Annotated in this window: 19 protein-coding genes, 1 tRNA gene and 1 pseudogene; 5 read left to right on the forward strand and 16 right to left on the reverse strand. The window is 36.5% G+C overall.

Annotation, left to right across the window (positions count from 1 at the left end):
• The first annotated feature begins 42 nt into the window (after positions 1–42).
• The 3 genes from ABD745_RS14020 (at position 43) to ABD745_RS14030 (ending at position 3,952) form a co-directional block, all read left to right on the forward strand.
• On the forward strand, positions 43–1,611 hold the full coding sequence (locus ABD745_RS14020) for a tetratricopeptide repeat protein (protein ID WP_344831037.1): 1,569 nt from the start codon (positions 43–45) through the stop codon (positions 1,609–1,611).
• A gap of 299 nt (positions 1,612–1,910) precedes the next feature.
• Positions 1,911–3,341 carry a hypothetical protein gene (locus tag ABD745_RS14025; protein WP_344831040.1) on the forward strand — a complete coding sequence of 477 codons (1,431 nt, stop codon included), beginning with the start codon at positions 1,911–1,913 and terminating at the stop codon, positions 3,339–3,341.
• Positions 3,342–3,412: 71 nt separating this feature from the next.
• Positions 3,413–3,952 carry a hypothetical protein gene (locus ABD745_RS14030; RefSeq protein ID WP_344831042.1) on the forward strand — a complete coding sequence of 180 codons (540 nt, stop codon included), beginning with the start codon at positions 3,413–3,415 and terminating at the stop codon, positions 3,950–3,952.
• 1,010 nt (positions 3,953–4,962) lie between these two features.
• Here the strand turns inward: ABD745_RS14030 and ABD745_RS14035 are convergent.
• The 10 genes and pseudogenes from ABD745_RS14035 to holA all read right to left on the reverse strand — a co-directional run bounded on the left by ABD745_RS14035 (position 4,963) and on the right by holA (position 12,851).
• Positions 4,963–5,823, reverse strand: a complete 861-nt coding sequence (locus ABD745_RS14035; protein ID WP_344831044.1) for an SDR family oxidoreductase — start codon at positions 5,821–5,823, stop codon at positions 4,963–4,965.
• A 78-nt stretch (positions 5,824–5,901) separates the two neighbouring features.
• Positions 5,902–6,471 (reverse strand): Crp/Fnr family transcriptional regulator, encoded by a 570-nt coding sequence (locus ABD745_RS14040; RefSeq protein ID WP_344831046.1) that lies wholly within the window; start codon positions 6,469–6,471, stop codon positions 5,902–5,904.
• An 89-nt stretch (positions 6,472–6,560) separates the two neighbouring features.
• Positions 6,561–6,713: pseudogene (locus ABD745_RS14045) on the reverse strand (aldo/keto reductase); the annotation flags it as partial.
• Between the two features lie 211 nt (positions 6,714–6,924).
• On the reverse strand, positions 6,925–7,833 hold the full coding sequence (locus ABD745_RS14050; protein ID WP_425549800.1) for a helix-turn-helix domain-containing protein: 909 nt from the start codon (positions 7,831–7,833) through the stop codon (positions 6,925–6,927).
• A 7-nt stretch (positions 7,834–7,840) separates the two neighbouring features.
• Complete coding sequence (locus ABD745_RS14055; RefSeq protein ID WP_344831053.1) at positions 7,841–8,197, reverse strand: hypothetical protein; 357 nt, start codon at positions 8,195–8,197, stop codon at positions 7,841–7,843.
• Between the two features lie 222 nt (positions 8,198–8,419).
• Entirely contained in the window at positions 8,420–8,854 is a 435-nt protein-coding gene (locus ABD745_RS14060; protein ID WP_344831055.1) for a DUF2147 domain-containing protein, read from the reverse strand.
• A gap of 10 nt (positions 8,855–8,864) precedes the next feature.
• Positions 8,865–9,638, reverse strand: coding sequence for an SDR family oxidoreductase (locus ABD745_RS14065; RefSeq protein WP_344831058.1), 774 nt, complete (start codon positions 9,636–9,638; stop codon positions 8,865–8,867).
• Between the two features lie 770 nt (positions 9,639–10,408).
• Positions 10,409–10,493 (reverse strand) — tRNA-Ser (locus ABD745_RS14070).
• 219 nt (positions 10,494–10,712) lie between these two features.
• Positions 10,713–11,654 (reverse strand): thioredoxin-disulfide reductase, encoded by a 942-nt coding sequence (gene trxB / locus ABD745_RS14075; RefSeq protein ID WP_344831061.1) that lies wholly within the window; start codon positions 11,652–11,654, stop codon positions 10,713–10,715.
• Between the two features lie 159 nt (positions 11,655–11,813).
• Complete coding sequence (holA, locus tag ABD745_RS14080; protein ID WP_344831066.1) at positions 11,814–12,851, reverse strand: DNA polymerase III subunit delta; 1,038 nt, start codon at positions 12,849–12,851, stop codon at positions 11,814–11,816.
• A gap of 7 nt (positions 12,852–12,858) precedes the next feature.
• Here holA and ABD745_RS14085 point away from each other — a divergent pair, with 7 nt between their 5' ends.
• Together ABD745_RS14085 and ABD745_RS14090 are read left to right on the forward strand one after the other, a co-directional pair.
• Positions 12,859–13,287, forward strand: a complete 429-nt coding sequence (locus tag ABD745_RS14085) for a type I restriction enzyme HsdR N-terminal domain-containing protein (RefSeq protein ID WP_259130840.1) — start codon at positions 12,859–12,861, stop codon at positions 13,285–13,287.
• Between the two features lie 325 nt (positions 13,288–13,612).
• On the forward strand, positions 13,613–14,356 hold the full coding sequence (locus ABD745_RS14090) for a dienelactone hydrolase family protein (RefSeq protein ID WP_344831073.1): 744 nt from the start codon (positions 13,613–13,615) through the stop codon (positions 14,354–14,356).
• A gap of 49 nt (positions 14,357–14,405) precedes the next feature.
• Here the strand turns inward: ABD745_RS14090 and ABD745_RS14095 are convergent, their stop codons facing one another.
• From ABD745_RS14095 to ABD745_RS14120, 6 genes are all read right to left on the reverse strand, one after another.
• Complete coding sequence (locus tag ABD745_RS14095; RefSeq protein WP_344831076.1) at positions 14,406–14,636, reverse strand: hypothetical protein; 231 nt, start codon at positions 14,634–14,636, stop codon at positions 14,406–14,408.
• Between the two features lie 2 nt (positions 14,637–14,638).
• A complete protein-coding gene (locus ABD745_RS14100) occupies positions 14,639–15,007 on the reverse strand; it encodes a cupin domain-containing protein (RefSeq protein ID WP_344831078.1) in 369 nt (122 codons plus the stop codon).
• Position 15,008: 1 nt separating this feature from the next.
• On the reverse strand, positions 15,009–15,533 hold the full coding sequence (locus tag ABD745_RS14105; protein ID WP_344831082.1) for a GNAT family N-acetyltransferase: 525 nt from the start codon (positions 15,531–15,533) through the stop codon (positions 15,009–15,011).
• A gap of 3 nt (positions 15,534–15,536) precedes the next feature.
• Positions 15,537–16,142 (reverse strand): DUF2911 domain-containing protein, encoded by a 606-nt coding sequence (locus ABD745_RS14110; RefSeq protein WP_344831084.1) that lies wholly within the window; start codon positions 16,140–16,142, stop codon positions 15,537–15,539.
• Positions 16,143–16,170: 28 nt separating this feature from the next.
• Positions 16,171–16,680 carry a methylated-DNA--[protein]-cysteine S-methyltransferase gene (locus ABD745_RS14115; protein WP_344831088.1) on the reverse strand — a complete coding sequence of 170 codons (510 nt, stop codon included), beginning with the start codon at positions 16,678–16,680 and terminating at the stop codon, positions 16,171–16,173.
• Positions 16,681–16,747: 67 nt separating this feature from the next.
• Positions 16,748–18,625 (reverse strand): hypothetical protein, encoded by a 1,878-nt coding sequence (locus ABD745_RS14120; RefSeq protein ID WP_344831092.1) that lies wholly within the window; start codon positions 18,623–18,625, stop codon positions 16,748–16,750.
• Between the last annotated feature and the right edge of the window lie 10 nt (positions 18,626–18,635).

An 18,635-nucleotide genomic window follows, 5' to 3' on the forward strand; every position in this document is an offset into this window, starting at 1 on the left:
CATAAATATTCGTTATTTTATATTTGCAGCATAAAAGAATTTATGAAAGCTCTCACAATATTTTTCTCTTTATTCTTCTCCATTTTTTACGGTCAGGACATTAAAGCATTCAATGCAATATATAATAGGACATTCCTAGAGACTTCGCAAAAAGATTTTAATAAAGCTGTTATGGTAGCCGATTCTCTTTATGAAGTTTCTGAAACACCTCTATTACAGATCAAAAGCTTAATGCTTTCTGCTACTTTATATGACCAGTCCGGCGAATTTGAAAAATCGTTAGATTTTGCTTTACAATCGCAAAGTATTATTGAAAACACCGACAATGCCATTTGGAAAGCGAAAATTTATGGTTTTTTAGCGACACACTATCGATATCTAAAACTATTTGACAAATCAAAAAATTACATAGAATTAGGAATTAAAACCACAAAAGATATTAACGATCCGAATGTCAGCAATAATATAATGGCACTCCTGATGCAGGAATTGGCCTATTATCAAATAGAGCAAAAGAACTACAAAAAATCTATTGCACAAATTAAAACGGCTAAAATTTATTTAGCTAAAGTTCCATCAAATAACTCTTTTCCACTCATTAATAACGAGCAGCTTTTAGGCTACAATTACTATAACCTGGGAAATCTTGACAAAGCATTTGAACATTACGAAAATGCCCTTCAATTATCAGAAAATCTTCCGGAAAATTATCTTTTAGGGCTTATACATAATGGAATTGCACTGATTTATCTTAAGAAAAATAAACTACAAAAAGCTAAAGAACACCTTGATATTGCAATGAGAATTGCTGACGGATCTAAATATCTTTCCTTAAAAAATGAAATTTACGAAACCTCAGAGAAATATTATGCTTTGACAAAAAATATAGATGATCTGGTAAAAACAAAAGAAAAGCGCGAAACCATAAAAAATACACTTCAAAACAATGGACAAAATTTCATTAATACATCATACACTAAAATTGACGCAGAAAATATAGAAATAAAAAAGACTAATTCAATAATCATTATTGTTACTTTACTGCTAATGATTGTTGCCGCTATATTTTTTATAAGTTATCGAATTATACAAAAAAGGGAAATTAAAAAATTTCAGCAATTGTTAAATGACCTGGACAATAAAGAGAACCTTTTGCTGGAAAATGAAAATAGGTACTCCATCGTTTTAAATAGTTCTGATGAAAAAGACATCAATATAGTTTCCGAAAAGTTTACGGTTTCACTCGGAACCGTGGAAAAGATACTTTTAAAACTAAAGGAATTTGAAGATTCAAACGCATATAAAAATAGTAATATTTCACTGCCCTACCTTGCCGCATATTGTAAAACCAATATAAAATATTTGTCTTTTGTATTACAGATTCATAAAAGAAAAGACTTCAGCACTTATATTAATGATTTAAGGGTTCACTATATAGTCTCTAAACTTAGGAAAGATCCGAAATTTAGAAATTATAAGATATCCTTGCTGGCAGAAGAAGCCGGATTTTCTTCATCCAGTAAATTTTCACCCGTTTTCAAAAAAATTATAGGCATGACACCATCTGCCTTTATCATCCATCTGAAAGAAAGCTATACCACAGATACATAAGAAATACAGTAAATAACACATTTACAAAAGATTAATATACCCTAATAATCAACATTTTACATGTCGGAAGAATACCAAATTCTAGAAAATGGTAATTTAACTATTTGCAGGATTCTGTAAACAGCTGTAAGTTTGCCGTACTAACAACCAAACAATTTTACAAATAATGATAAAAGTCTATTACTAAGCTTTTAGATCGTCCCATATTTTAATTTTTATCGGCAACTCGTATTGACTAGCGAGCCAATATTTGCTCTTCATTAAATCCTCTTACAATCAGTTTAAAAAAAATAAATGCAATGACAAATTATTTCACTTCATTTTCATTTTTTCTTACTTTCTTCTTAAGTTTTGGTTTTCAGCATACTAGTTTTGCACAGACCAGGGTTATCGTAAATCCCGGTCTTGAATTTGGTGTTGCAAATTCAACAAATTCCCAATCTGATGCCAACTTCGGTTTTGGTGCTACATTTGATGCCGGATCTACGGTTACTTCTCCATGGTACACTTCACATCCAACGCAAGTGGGTGCTTGTGTTGCTGGCTTTTCCGGGGACTGTCATCCTATCGAAATTTGGGGAACCGGTTTTGGTAGTGTACCGGCTGCTGAGGGAAGCAATTTTGTTGAACTGAATGCTTTTGTGAGCTCTATGATTTATCAAAATATGTATTTGGCAAATGGAGATATCATCAGCTTCAATTTTAGACACAGAGCCAGATTGGATACATCGGAGCGTGCAGCAATGGTTATTGAAGATCAAAACCAGACAAATATTGCTACAATAAGACAAACCGCTTTACCTTCCAGTACGGGTGCGTGGTCAACTAACACCGGAAGTTATACTTTTACAGGTACTTCAGGTGTTTACAGGGTAGGTTTTAGAGCTCTCAATACAACTAATCCCGGAGCAGGAAATTTACTGGATGATATCAAAATTACCCTAAATCCACTTATTGACTTAAAATTTTCTAATGCCTTGTCATCTTGTGAAGGTACGAGCAATGGAAATTTATTTATGAGAATCAGTGGTGCTGTAACGGCGGCAACTACGGTGGCTTTTCAGTTAATAGATCCTGCAAATGGTACAGCTTTCGCCTCAGACAGTGATATTACGGTGACGGGGGTTGCGAATTCAAATGGTACACCGGTTGTCGCTCACACAGCAGGCAGCAGTATCTATACGGTAACAATACCTGCAGGAAATTATGATGGCGGAGTAACTCCCGGCTATTCAAGTCCGAATAATGACGAGGATGGAATAGCCATTAATATTACATCTGTTAATGATCTTATTTATGAACCTGATGAAACGTTTAAATTTGAAATCAAAGCACAGGGAACGAATGGTTCTACCAACAATTTCGTGTCTACTTCATCTCCTATATTTGGGGACACCTATTATCCACAAACCAATGCTTATTTTATACAAAGATGTGTATGTTATAATGATGCGAATACCGGTGCGACGGGTGCAGACAGTAAATTGGGTATTTCGCAATTACAAAAAGCCAGTCCCAATAACGGAAGCTGGCCGGCAAGCAGAAAATCAGCTCACATGGTTTTAGAATCCAATAGCAAAGGATTTGTAATTTCCAGATTAACAACAGTTCAGGTGAATGCTTTAGCGTCTCCGCAAGAAGGAATGATGGTATACGATACCACTGCCAAGTGTTTGAAATTATACGACGGAACTGCATGGAGCTGTTTCAGTACTGCAGCTTGTCCGTAATTAATTTAAATAGAAAATTTCCGGATTAATTATCATTAAAACTTTCTCCTTTATCAGAAAAATAAAATAACATGAAAAAGATAATATCAGCAATCATTATAGGAATTACAACATTTGCGAACGCCCAGATTATCATGGGAGATGCTACTGGTACATCAACTGTAAAAACTTCTGTTTTATTAGATTTTGCACCTAACCAAAATAAGGGAATCATTTTGCCCTATGTCAGAACATTGCCTGCTGCTCCTACAGAAGGAACTATGGTTCTTGATGCATCGGATACCACCAAAGGCCGTATAAAATATTACAATGGAGCATGGATAGATCTTAGCGGTCAGGATGCAGATGTAACAACTGCTTTAGCAACTCAGCCAACGGCGGCACAGGTGCCAGAAACATCTGGTGAAAAAGTAATAATCGGAGCAGCATCAAGTACGGCAAACGGTGTTTTGGTTTTAGAATCTACAACCAAATCAATGGTTTTACCAATTGTGCAGGATGTTGAAACTATTCCCAATCCTTCTCCGGGAATGATGGTTTATATCAACAAGACGGGCGCAAAACGTTTAGCTGTTTTTAATGGCAGCAAATGGTCTTTCTGGAAGCCTTAAGGATTTTAAAATACTGGTTATCATCTTATTATTACATAACAAATTTATATGTTTTACGCGGCAAGTAGGTTAATATCATACCGCAATTGATATTACAACTACAAGAATAAAATCAAAAAAAGCTTATTTAAAACCACTCTTATAAAATAAACCTTTACATTCCAGATCAAGCTGGAAGATAATAATATGCCACTACAATATGCCACTACCCAAAAAGGAGATACGGTATATACAACAGCTGATGACGATTCTATAAACACAGTTCCCTATTGGACAGACTTTTTGTTCCCGCTAACCTTCCGCATCGGAAGGTTTTCACGGGTAAATAATATTAACACATAGCCTTAGCAAAAAGAAAAATATTCAGACTATGGAATTCTCAAAAGTCTTAAATAAGCACCAGAAAAAATAACTTGATAAAGAGCATATGATTTACAATAGTTTAAGCGGTAGAACAAGGAAGGATATCCTTGAGGGCATAGAATTGGCCTGCCTCAGTGATCGTTATGATGAAGAGCTCATCTTTTATCTGGGAAAAAGCTATTTCTGGCAAAAAAAATATCTGTATGTCTTTTTCGAAGAAGATATAGTGATCCGATCAAGTATTACTTACAGAAATCTTTGGGATAAAAAATTTTGACTATGATTAATTTAAAAAACATTATTCATAGCAGTTAAAAAAAATGTTTCTTTAAATTTTAATATTGACAATTATTAATCCATAAGGCAGATTGATTTTGACGAATCATATTTCTAATAAAAAATAGGTAATGATAGACTTAAATGAACCATTACTTAAATATTTTGGCATACAAAATTATATTATTGCCAATACGAAAAGGGCTTTACCTTTAAGATTGGTAGACTAAGAACCTCAGTATTTAATGACTTCAGCGCCTTAAATACGGTCATAACCAAATTCCATAATTATTTTGCCTGTGATCTTCCAATAACCACAAACAAAAGCGGCAGTAGCTCACGCCACTGCCGTTTATTAAAATCTGCTCTACCTACAATAGCTCACCCATCCCAAACACAGTCAATCCTTTGGCAAATTGTTCGGCTACGGCCTGATTGGCGGCTTCAATGTATTGGCCGGTTATCGGGTCAACCACCGTGCGTAAAGGCCGGGTGCCTTTTGGGGTGCCGATAAGTTTTACAATCGCATCGGCAACGTCCTGCGGATCAGGGTTTTTAGCCTGCATTTCTCCACCCAATGCGGCCACCATTTTGTTGGGGATATCGGCAATGGCACCGTACCCCTCAAATACGCCTTGATCAGATGCTGGATTGTTCTTTTGCTGCATCTCAGTAGGGAAAGCGCCCGGCTCCACGATAGCCACATCAATGCCTAAACGCTTTACCTCGTAGTGAAGGCCCTCGCTTATTCCTTCCAGCGCAAATTTCGAGGCAGCATACATGGTGGCGAACGGGAACGACACCCGCCCAAAGCCGCTGGTCACATTAATGATAAGTCCGTCGGACTGCTTGCGCATGGCGGGCAGCACCTGTTTGATCAGTCGCCAAGGGGCATAAACGTTGATATCAAACGTAGTATGCACATCAGCCGTAGTAAAGCTCTCCGCAACACCGGTCATGCCGTAACCAGCGTTGTTCACCAGCACATCAATCGTGCCTTCTTTAGCCAAAATGATGTCAACGGCCTGTTTTACGCTTTCATCGTCTGTCAGGGTAACATCCAAAACGGTTACGTTCTCTACAGCCGAAAGCGCTGCCGCTTTATCGGCATTACGGCTCTGAGTATCACGCATCGTGGCATATACCTTGTGTCCTAAAGTAGCTACGCTGTGGGCGGTAAGCCAGCCAAAACCACTATTTGTTCCGGTTATTAATACAATCTTTTTGCTCATCTTTATTATTATTTAAATGAATATGCAAATATTGAAAATACCAACAGAACAACATTTACCAAATGGTAAAAAGTGACATTAATGAATATTACGGCGTATACGGCTTAACGATTGTTGGGTGACGCCCAGGTACGAGGCCACGTAGGAAAGTGGGATCCGGTTGATGAGATTGGGGAAAGCTTCAATAAACGACAGGTAACGCGTCGTGGCGTCTTCTGAAACCAATGGACTGCGACGCTCCATAGCAAGCGTAAGACATTTTTTTACCATTTTTGCCTTCATCATTTCCCAGCCCACAATGGTGTTCGATATATCGTCCCAATCCTTTTTATTAAAAACAAGCACCTTGCAGTCGGTAACGGCCTGTACGTATTCCGAGGCCGCGATCTGCGATTCGAACTTTTCGTTATCGACTACAAAATTGCCTTCGTCCACAAAATAATTGGTGATCTCTTCACTCTTGTTATTATAATAACAAAAACGGAACACGCCTTCCAACACGAATGCCACGTAACGGGGAACCTTACCGGCTTCCGACAGATAATCGTGTTTTTTGAATTCGAGCATTTCTACCTTACTCAGCAAAAATTCGATCTGCTGTTTGTTCAGGTCACCAAATTGCAGGATAAGATTTATCATCGCTTCCATTATGTAAAGATAATATATAGCGTAAAGCACTAAATTACCATATGGTAAAAAATGAAGTGATTGAGACAACTGATTTTACCAACTAGTCTTTAGCGGCAATAATGATATCGTCCGGATAGGGGTAAACCGCTTCGGCTAGCAAGCAGTCTATTGGTAGCGCCTGGTCCGTAGAAGTCTGCTGTATCGAAAAAGTTGACACCCAGTTCTACAGCTTGCTTTAGCAATTTGATAGCACCATTCCGGTCTTTAGGTTCTCCCCAGAAACCCTAGCCCGTCAGGCACGTGGTTCCGTAATCTGGCTTTCTTGCAATCAAAGGATTAGGAGTTCTGGTTCCGATAATAATTTCGTTGTTTTTCATGATTTTCAGTTAGTAATGTTCTATTAAACTTTCTGTACGATGACGGTGAAATGCCCGCTTTCGTGCCATCTTATGTAAAAGCTGCATGAGCATTTTAGTTGAATGACTGCCGGAAATCCAATGGGCTTTGTTTGGTCTTACTCTTAAATAATTTATTGAACGACTGGGGATGCTCAAAACCAAGCTGATAGGCGATTTCACTTACCGACATCCGCGTCGTAGACAATTTTTCTTTGGCCTTGCCGATCAGCTTTTCATGGATCATCTGCTGCATCGTCTGGCCGGTCAGTTGTTTTAACAGGCTGCTTAAATACTTAGCGGATATGTTCAATGCATCGGCAAAGTACTGTACGGTTGGCAATCCTTCGCAAAGCAGTGCTTCGTTGTTTAAGTATGTCGTTAAGAGCTCTTCCACCTGGTTTAAGATCTGATGGTTAGTTATCTTTCGGGTGATGAACTGGCGCTGATAAAAACGTTCGGCGTAATTCAACAAAGTCTCCAGGTTTGAGATAATAATGTCCTGACTGAACCTATCAATATTGGAATGATATTCAGTTTTGATATTTTTTACCAAGTCATTGATCACTATCTCCTCTTTATCCGAGAGGAACAGCGCTTCATTGGTAGCATAGCTAAAGTATTCGTATCGCCTGATCTTGGTAGCAAGTGATGTGTTCCAGAGAAAGTCAGGGTGTATGAAAAGCATCCAGCCGTCCAGATCCGGAGGTACACCGTTCTCTTCACCACGCAGGATCTGGCCGGGAGACATAAAGGCCATCAGTCCTTCGTCAAAATCGTATTTCTGTTGCCCGTAATGTAAGCCGTCACATCCTCTTTTCATTGATATCACGTACAGGTCGAATATTACCGCGTCTATACCCGTATCATTTTTCAGGCCTTTCAGGTCAATGATGCTGATCAGCGGATGATACGGTTTAGGAAGTCCCATCAAACGATGTATTTCCGTTATGGAACTGATCCGGTAAGGTTTGCTGTTTAACATACTGCATTTATTTAAATTTGAACGGATATTTCAGCCAGATTATTGCTAATGGCAGAATTAAAAACGGGATCTCCATCAACGCGATGCGGTAGTTTCCGGCTCGCAGCGCAAGCCCCATGATCATTACGACAAGGATAGCATTTAACATATTGCCCAGAAAAAAGGTACTTGGAATGAGCAAAAGTACGCCAACCGCTATAGATGCCACAGCCAGATATGGAATGAACGTTTCGCTGATCCCTAAACTTTCCATCATTTTAACGGACTCCGGATTACTTTTGTAGTATATGGTATCCCAGGCATGTTTAAAACTGAGCGTTACCGAAATGAGCAGCAGCACTGCTGAAATAATGTTTCTTATCATAATTTAATTAAGGACAAAAGTGTTCATGATGTAACCTCCTAGTATGGCTATCGGCACGCCGATCATGGCGCTTATTAAAGCCCTTTTGGCTTTATTCGGATATACCTTTCTGTGTCTGAAATATAGGAAAAATCCTATAGGGGGAAAAACATTGGAAACGACGAACCAAAACCTCGACAAATTGTCTTTATTATCTTTCATAAGCATTGCTTTTATAATTAATTACTGAACTCTTTTCCATTTAAATGATTTTCCCACCAGTGGTATACCTTTGTAGCCACGGGTTTCCAGGTCATTGGGGCCCGTCAGTTTTCCTTTCAGGCTATAGGTGTTTCCATCCTGTACGCTATACAACTTACCATCTAAGTATTCACCGTCCTTGTAGACAAGGCTGGTGATGTGCGTAAGACCTTGTATGGGTCTGCTACGGAGCTTTTCATTAGGATTTTTAATGTCTTTTTTTGGCGTTTTACCATCTGCTTCGAACATCTCTTTCGACCATAAGAGCTTGGCCGAGTAAGTATTGCCTGCCCTGAACACCTCGATTTTGTAATCATCACATTTCCAAACACCTGTAATCTGGTCCGCAGAGAGTTTCTGCGCAAAGGACGCCAATGATAACAACAGCGCAAACACTGCTAAAATTGATTTTTTCATATCTGATTGTTTATTGTTGATTATTTAAATTTTTAAATTTTTCGAATTCCCTGTGCCCTAGCTTCATCAATTGGTCAGGCATCAGCCTGCTTAGAAATTTTATCACCTTCACCAGGAATGGTTTAATCTCGGGCGTGTCGTTCAAAAGGCCCTTGATGGTTACAGCGACCAGTTTATCCACATCCATCATTTGGCTTGGATTCGGTGGCAGCACCCAATCATTCTGAAGATTGGTATTCACCCCCGGAGGAACCAGTTCGAATACCTTGACACTGCTTTTGTTCAATTGCAGGCGCAAGGCCTGGGAATAAGCATGAACTCCGGCTTTTGAAGCGCTATAAACCGGAGCAGTGGAGTAAGGCATGAAAGCAATGGCAGAGGAAACGTTCACAATTGCCGCCGAACGCTTTTTGATCAGGTGCGGCAAAAACTGATGAACCATCCGTATCGTTCCCGTAAGATTAATATCGATCTCACGGGTTATGTTTTCCAGATCCTTGCCGGCGTCCTGAACGTCAAGCAACCGCATTTCACCTGCATTGTTGATAATCATATTCAGATCAGGAAATTGTTGTGTCACCTCTTTATACAGGCGCTCAATATCTTTCGGATCACTTACATCGCTCCGAAATACGTGTATTTTTGGGAAACGTCTTTTAGTATCATTTAAGGCTTCCTGTTTACGTCCGGTAACGATGATCGTTGATCCCTGCTCGGTAAGCTGCCCGACAAGTTCCAAGCCTATACCGCTGGTTCCTCCTGTAATCAGGATGGTGCTGTTCATTAAATCCATATTATTCTTAATATTGTTGATGCAAAGTTCGGCCAATGTCTCTGAGCAGATGTATCCAAAAGTCGCGAAGTTGTAGTAAAAAGGAATATTTGCCTGTTTTTATGAAGTCAACTGAGATTTAATAATATCTAATAAATAATCATCAGTTCGAGTCCGTCTGCAGCATAATCAATTATTTAATCAATTAACATGTTAAGCAGCATTACATCTTGTCCTGATTGTACTGCAAGGGTAACTTTGTCACTTAAATGAATTATATCATGAGTAGACATTTTTCGTGATTAATGCTTCAAGATAAAAATTAAGCGTCCTTGCATCTCCTGCTCTTCCTGCTTCTTGATCCCATCTGCGGGCATCCCATTTCATTTTGGTAGAAGTCTCTTTAGGAACTCCATCTACTGTAACTCTCAGATAAACATATCTGACTTGAACTGTTCTTTTTTTGGACTTTTCAAAAAGAAATTCAGTCCATAGCTTGCTCCTAACATAATTAAACATTTTAAAGATTTATAAATGTCTAACTAAATTGCTCTTAAGTCAAGTCGTATCACGGTTCTACATATTGATATACAACATATTACACTGAATTCCGTGGCACTTTTTTTGAAAACCAAAAAGTGCCACGATTCTGCCACGAAGATTATAGATATTTATGTAAATTTTAGCGATTCCTGCAAAAAAAAGAAAAGCCTGCAATTTTTATAATTGCAGGCTTTATCAGCTTTTTCCACGCTTTAGAGAGATTCTCTATTGTATAGTTGCGGAGAGAGAGGGATTCGAACCCCCGGACCTGTTACAGTCAATAGTTTTCAAGACTATCGCAATCGACCACTCTGCCATCTCTCCAAAAACTTCGATTGTATCGTTGTTTTCAGTGGTGCAAATATAGAACGTTTTTAAATTCTGACAAAATCTTTTTAATATAAATTTTAACATAAATTAATAATCAGCTAAAAATCAGATTCATTATTTTTCAAAAACCTTGATCAATTCTAGAAAATCCAAGTTAGGAAATAAAAAAACGCATCCCGAAAGACGCGTTTAATATTTTGAATCAAATAAAAATTAATGTAATTCTGCAAGATACTTTTCAGCATCCATCGCTGCCATACAACCGCTTCCTGCAGCTGTAATTGCCTGTCTGTAAATATGATCCTGAACATCTCCTGCCGCGAAAACTCCAGGAAGATTCGTTCTTGCAGAACCTTTTTCAGTTTCAATATATCCGTTTTCGTCTAAGTCGATTTGATCGACGAAAATATCTGTATTTGGTTTGTGACCGATAGCGATGAAAATTCCGTGTACGTCAACAGTAGATTTTTCCTGAGTCTGATTGTTGATAACAACCGCTCTTTCTACTAAGTGGTTTTCACCTTCAATTCCGATCAATTCATGATGAAATTTAACCTCAATATTTGGTGTATTTTCAACCCTGTGAATCATCGCTTTTGAAGCTCTGAACTCTCCTTTTCTCACCAACATGGTTACTTTATTCACCAGTTTTGCAAGGTAAGTTGCCTCTTCTGCCGCCGTATCACCAGCTCCGACTACAACAACATCTTTTCCCCTGTAGAAAAAACCGTCGCAAGTCGCACATGCAGAAACTCCTCCTCCATTATATTTCTTCTCATCGTCTAGACCCAGATATTTTGCAGTGGCCCCAGTAGAAATAATAACTGTTTTAGCAAAAATTTCTTTATTTCCTGCATATAATTTGTGAACACCTCCAACTTCTTTAGAAAATTCAACCTTAGTGATCATTTCGTAATGCACTTTTGTATCGAATCTTTCGGCTTGTTTTTGCAAATCCATCATCATTTCAGGACCTGTAATTCCTGCAGGATACCCTGGAAAGTTATCGACTTCAGTAGTTGTAGTCAATTGTCCGCCCGGCTCCAAACCTGTATATAATTCAGGTTTTAAGTCTGCTCTTGCTGCATAAATTGCCGCTGTGAAACCAGAAGGTCCAGATCCAACGATTACACAATCTAAAATGTTTTGCTCCATAATTTGCTTTTCAAAAAGATTTAAAAATTTCCGACTGCTAATTTCGGAATTTTTAATCTGTAATTAAAGTTATTTTAATGATACTTGTCAATATCAAATATGCGAATTGTCGATGATAAATTAAAAATCGATAGATAAAATCTTTTAAAATTTCAAGTTTTACACTTTCATTTTTATTTTATCAACATTAATAATTTTGTAAACCAGTTCCTTAATTAATTCAGCTTCATTCATGTTTACGGCTCCTAACCCTTTTCCTTTCATATCAAATTCCCTTAAAATAGAGATTACTCTTGTAGCATGTTTTAAAGGATACAACCTTGCACTTTCGGCATAATCTTTAATAAAATAAGGATTTACACCCATTTGAGAAGCAATAACTTGTGGCGGTTGCCCAATCATCGTGTTATAAATGATCACATTGGAAAAATAGTTATACAAACTCGATAACATCATTACAAACGGATTATTCTTGGGGTTTTTACCCATAAAATGAGCAATTTTAAAAGCAGCATCTGCATTTTTTGTTCCTAAAGCTTTCTGCAATTCGAAAACATTATATTCTTTGCTGATTCCGATGTGATCTTCGATGATTTTCCCGTCCAGAAGTTCACCGGGTTTAAGAATTATTTTTAATTTATTCAGCTCATTAGCAATTCTGGAAAGATCATTTCCAAGATATTCTGCCAATAAATGAGAGATATTCGGGGCTGTTTTTATGCTTAATTTAATGCATTCATCGGCGATCCATTTCGGAAGGTTATTTTCCCTGATAGATTCACTCAAAAACAATGCATTTGATTTGTCTAAAGATTTTGTAACTTTTTTTCTGCTGTCCAGTTTTTTGTGCTTGTGAGCAAAAACCAACACTGTTGATGGAACGGGATTTTCAACATACGCTTCCAGAGCCTTAGTTTCGGGGTCGTTTAATTTTAAATCCTGCGCTTCTTTTACAATGAGAACCTGCTTATCTCCCATCATCGGAAATTGTCTCGCCAACGAAAGAATTTCCTGATAAGTGGTATCTTTTCCGTAAACAACGGTTTGATTGAAAGCTTTTTCATCTTCATTCAAAAAGTCGTGTTCAAGAGCTTTTACAGCAAGATCAATAAAGTAAGGTTCTTCTCCGTGGAAAAAATAAATCGGTAAAACTTCTTTATTTTTAATATTTTTGAGGATTAAATCTAATTCTTTCATCTTATAAATGGAACTTCCAAAACTGAATTTTCAGGAAACTTTTGATTTTAAATTCAAGAGAGACAAAGATAAGTTTTTTATTTATGATTTAGTTCGTAAAACTTACCTTTTGCTCACCCCTGAAGAATGGGTGCGCCAACATTGGATTCACTATTATCTCACCGTGAAGTCCTACTCTACATCTGCCTTAATTACAGAAAAAAAGATCGTTTTAAACGGTTTAACGAAGAGAATTGACCTTTTAATTACAGAAAAAACAGAGCCTATTATTTTAATTGAATGCAAAGCTCCACAAATTAAATTATCTGAAAAAACATTCGAACAAACCGCAAGATACAACTCAGTAATCGGGGCAAAAGAGATCATTTTAACAAATGGTTTACAACACATTAATGCATATTACGAAAACGAACAATACCAGTTTTACAAACCTTAAGATTTTATAAATCCTGATTCTAAGTTATTTTTATTAATTTAGATGAAGATTTTTTTGTCTTGCTTACAAATAAATATAGTCTTTGTCATTTGCTTAGGAATCTAAGCGCGAATTATTAATATAATCTTGAATACTATTGCCCAGATTCCTAAGCAATGACAAAGAGATTGTTGATTTTATAATGAAATTTTAAAATCCGGCAAATATCTAGCCCCGATTGTAGCGACATCCTTTTTTGTTGCGGTCGGAGCGAAGCGGAGACCGTAACAAAAAAGATACAGCAGAAAGCGGGAAACAGCTCCTAATAAAAATTAAATTACAAAACATGATACGTTCAATCTTATTATCAGCATTTTTAATGACTTCAGGAACAGTTTTCAGTCAGAATCTTAAAACAGTTTCTTATCAGGATGGTTCGCAGAAACTGAATGGTCTGGTAACGTCTAACGCAGGGAAAAAACTTCCGGGAGTTTTGATTTTACCTGCATGGAAAGGTATTGATGATGAAGCAAAAACTGCCGCAGCTGAACTTGAAAAACAGGGTTATATTGCTTTTATTGCCGATATTTATGGTGAAGGAAATATTCCGACAGATGCAGATTCTGCAGGGAAAATTGCTGGATATTACAAGAAAAATTATGATGCTTACCAGAAAAGGATTTCGCTGGCTTTAGAACAGTTGAAGAAAAACGGAGCGATTTCTAATAAAATTGCCGTGATCGGATATTGTTTCGGAGGAACCGGAGCTTTGGAATCTGCAAGAGGAAGCTTACCTGTTGTAGGCGTAGTTTCGATTCATGGAAGTATCGGGAAAGATCAAACCAGAAAAAACAATCCGATATCGACTAAAATTCTAGTTGAAAATCCTGCCGATGACAAAGGAGTAACTCCGGAAGATTATAATAATCTGATCAAAGAAATGAATGACGGAAATGCAGATTGGCAAATCATTACCTATGCACATTCAAAACACACTTTTACTGATCCAAAATCACCGGATTATAATGAAGTGATGGCAAAAAGAGCGTGGAATCACACACTTTTATTTTTAAAAGAGATTTTGAAATAATTAAATTCATATAAAAGAACGACCTCCATAAAAATTGAGGTCGTTTTCTTTATAATTCGCTTGTTGTATTGCAATTGGAACACCAAAAATATTCTGTTTCTTTATCTTTCAACTTCGTTTTTGTTTTCTTCTCGCAATTTTCACAGATACATTCATCAGCTTCATTTTCCTTCGCTTCATAATCGCAATTAAAACAACTCCAACTCGTTAAATGTGTTTTTCCGTTGATAAACCAGGTAAAAGAATTTTCTTTACACTTTGGACAAATTTGTAATGCCATATTTAAATTATTTCTTCTTCCCTATTCACCAATTCCATAGAAAACGCAGGAAGGCAGATCGCAATATATTCACACGGTTCTGAAAATGGGTTGCTGTAACGCACTCTCGCTCCTTTTTCAATCAAAATACTTTGTCCTTTTTCAAGAATCACAACTTCTCCGTCGATTTCAAATTGCTTTTTCCCTGAAATTATTAATGTAAATTCGTCAAATTCTGGAGTCTGATGTGGCTCACTCCAATCCGGTGGTGCGACCATGTGGGCGATTGAAATATTTGAGTTTTGGGTTGAATTTCCCCAATGCTCTTCGATCAGTTTTCCATCTGTTGTGGGAACTACAAATGGTGATTTCTGGATTTTATATTTTTTCATATCAATGATTTTCTTTTTTTATTTCATACACAAAATTGGTCCTTGTCGGTTCGCCGAAATAAGCAACTTCTTCTTCAGCAATTTTCTGTCCTCCAAGTCTTTCCATTGCAATTTGTGAACGGAAATTCTCTTTTCCGATATGAAAATGAACAGTATCCACAAACTGAAAAATATAGTCGAGCATAATTTTTTTGATCTGCGGATTAATCCCTTTTCCCCAGGATTTTGTTCCGTAAAAAGTATATCCTATGAAAATACTGTTTTTATTTTCGTCAAAATCATAAAAACGGGTACTTCCCAAAATATCTCCGGTAGCTTTTTCAACAATTTTAAAAGCACCCTTACTTTCCATCGCACCTTTGAAAAAGTTTTCAAAAACTTCTCTCTGATAACGGTCTTTGTTGGGATGCTGTTCCCAGACTTTCGGATCGGATGCCAATTCGTATAAAGGCTCAAAATCCCCTTGCTGTAAGGGGGTTAATTGGTATTCTTGATTTTCTAAAATAGTTTGAATAGAAAAGTTCATTTCCTAGCTTTTTGTTTTTGCAGCGTCAGATTCGATTTTTTTTATCTCTTTTAATTTATCAGCAATTTTGGTTACTGCGTCCGGGCTTGAAGGCTTTAAAGCTACCTCAGCCTGAACCATATCCCATTTAATTACCAAATTTCCTGTATTTTCGCCTGTTGGGTTTAATGTAATTTCAAACCATTCCTGCTTATCTGCTAATTTGTTAACAGGAACTGTAACATCTACGACATCCTGCTTTGCATCATAGGTATAAGCTCCCCACTGTTGGAAATCTTTGTTCAGGATTACTTTCCATTCTTTTTCTGTTGGTACGATAAACAGTCCGTAAGTTCCTGCAGGAACTACTTTCCCTCCAAAGTTTACAGATTGTCCGAAAGTAATTTTTGTAGATGAGTTTGCTCCCGCTCTCCAAACCTGCCCGTAAGGTACTAATTCTCCGAAGATTTTACGTCCTTTCACTCCCGGTCTTCCGTAATCCACAGAGATTTTAGACATTGAAAACTGCTGCTCTACTTTCTGACGCGGGCTCGCTGCCGGTACCGAATAATCCTGAGCAAAACTGAAAACTGAAGCTGATATGCAAACTGCAAATAGTAACTTTTTCACGTGTAAATTTTTGTTTAAAATTACAAAATCAAAACAGAATAGCCTTCTCCAATTCCAATAATTTTTGTTTTCTCCAGATTCCTCCTGCATAGCCTACCAATTCGCCGTTTGAGCCGATAACGCGATGACAGGGAATTAAAATAGCAATTTTATTGATTCCGTTTGCTGTTCCTACCGCACGAATTGCTTTTGGGTTTCCTAAAAATTCGGATTGCTGCTTGTAAGTTCTGATCTCACCCATCGGAATTTCTCTTAAAAGCTGCCATACTTTTTCCTGAAATTCTGTTCCTTTCACAAATAACGGAACTTCAAATTTTTCTCTTTGACCTTCAAAATATTCTTTCAATTCATTTTCAAGCTGAATAAAATGATGGTGATCTTTTTCAACGATTTCGGCATTTAAGCTTTTAGATAAAGACTTAAATTGTTTTTCCATATTTTTTCTGTCGGTGAATTCTAAAAGACAAATTCCTTCGTCTGTAGCACAGGCGAACATTTCTCCGAGCGGCGTTTGTATGGTTTTGCAGTGTATTTCCATTTTATTTAAAATAATAAATCTCATAAGTTTCCTTACGAGATTTAAATATATTCATTTTTTTACAAATTTACTGTGGCATCGCTTTCCATTTTTGAAGAACAGACGTGTACAGATACATAAAGACAAAACCGATAATCAAAATAATATAACTTAAATTAAGATCCAGCATTTTTACAAGAGTTTCGCAATCACCATATTTTCCGTTACTGTAAATTTCACGGCAATATTTCTCCTGATGTAAGTTGATGATAAAAACGATCAGAAGGATAAAAAGCACAAAACCATTTATAGAAATATTAATGAAAATTGAAGAAATGAGTTTTCTAACTTTTTTCATCATTAATACAGGAATCATTAAAATAAACAATCCGATAAAAAACACCAAATAGGAAACAAAAAACTCTTCACTTCCCCTTCCACCCGAAACGGAATACAAAACTGTAATCAGAATAACAGCTAAAAACAAAACTCCCGCACTTATTACACTGAACAAAAGCGATTTTAATCCTGTAATTCTGAAACTAAAGATAAACGTTGACAGAAAAAATGCAATCCAAAGGTAAATATGAATATTTTCTGAGAAAAAATCTGTTGATTTTACGATATCAACATTTCCAAGGAAGTTTCTCAGATCATCTGTGTTGTAGTAATAGTCTGTAAGATTATCTCTGAAATAATCATCCGGAGAAAGCTGTTTGTTTATATCCGGATTGAATTCTTTTATTGTCACAGCATCCTTATTTACAACTTCTCCGTCGACAACAGCAACCGCTGAATCTGCCGTCATGGCCTCTTCTGTATAGGCATAATCGTTGTTATCATCTCCGTTTCTACGAGGATCATACTCTTCATTAATACTATTTTTATACTTTTTAATAAAATAACGAACTTCAAAATTTTCGGGAGCATAGACCATTTTTGCCCATTCTTTTGCATCCAGATTATTCTTAATTCCGAATTTTTTTGAAATTTTAATAAAATGATTCATTAATTTTTCAATTTCTGCCGGATTTTTTTTATTTAATAATTCCGTTGTCTGTCTATTGACTTCAAATCTGTCTTTTTTGTGAGATTCTTTATCAGAATTAATATAATCATCATTATAATGATTTCTCCTTAAATATCCCTTTTCTGTAAGATCATTCTGATAAAATACGCTTGAAAAATTATAATAAGATAAACCTGTCGTTTTAATATATGGCGATACATCAACAACATCTTTTTTAAAATAATAAATTTTAGAATTTTCTTTGGTCTCATCATACGCAAGATCATGTTCAGACTCATTATCCGGGAATAAATAATCACCATATTTATTCTTTTGATAAACTGTTTTGGAATACAATGTGTAATACTGATACACCCTGTCATAATACACAAAATACTTTTTGCTTCGATCAATCTCCTCCATATCAGTTTCGCAAAACAGATTGTAGAATTTGGGAAATGTCTTATTATCCAACGTATAATTTTCTAATTCCTGCGAAAAGAAAGGATATGTTTTGTTGATTAACTCTACATTTTGAGCCATTTGTTTGTCGGGATATTTATTTTTAATAAACATCTTAAAACCTGCCATATAAGAAAAAAAGAAAGTTGTAGACGCAAAAACAATTACAAAATACTGCAAAAACTGTAAGAATAACTTTCCTTTCGAAGAAGGATAAAAGTTCTTGAAAGCATTGTTTTTAAACATCATAATCAGCCAGCCTACAATCATCAGAACGGAAATAATGAGATGAATAAAAATCATTCCGTCTTCAAAATAATCATCTCTTACGTCAAATTTCTGAAGAGAAACCGGATCGGCGTGGGAAATATACCCAATGATGAAAAATAAAATATGAATAACTACACTCGCCAAAAGCATCCACACAATTTTTGTGTTCCAAACCGTAGGATATTTTTCGAGTAAATATTGATTGAATTTATATATTTTTTGCATTTTTTTCGAA

This window comes from Chryseobacterium ginsenosidimutans, assembly GCF_039536845.1.
Classification (GTDB): domain Bacteria; phylum Bacteroidota; class Bacteroidia; order Flavobacteriales; family Weeksellaceae; genus Chryseobacterium; species Chryseobacterium ginsenosidimutans_B.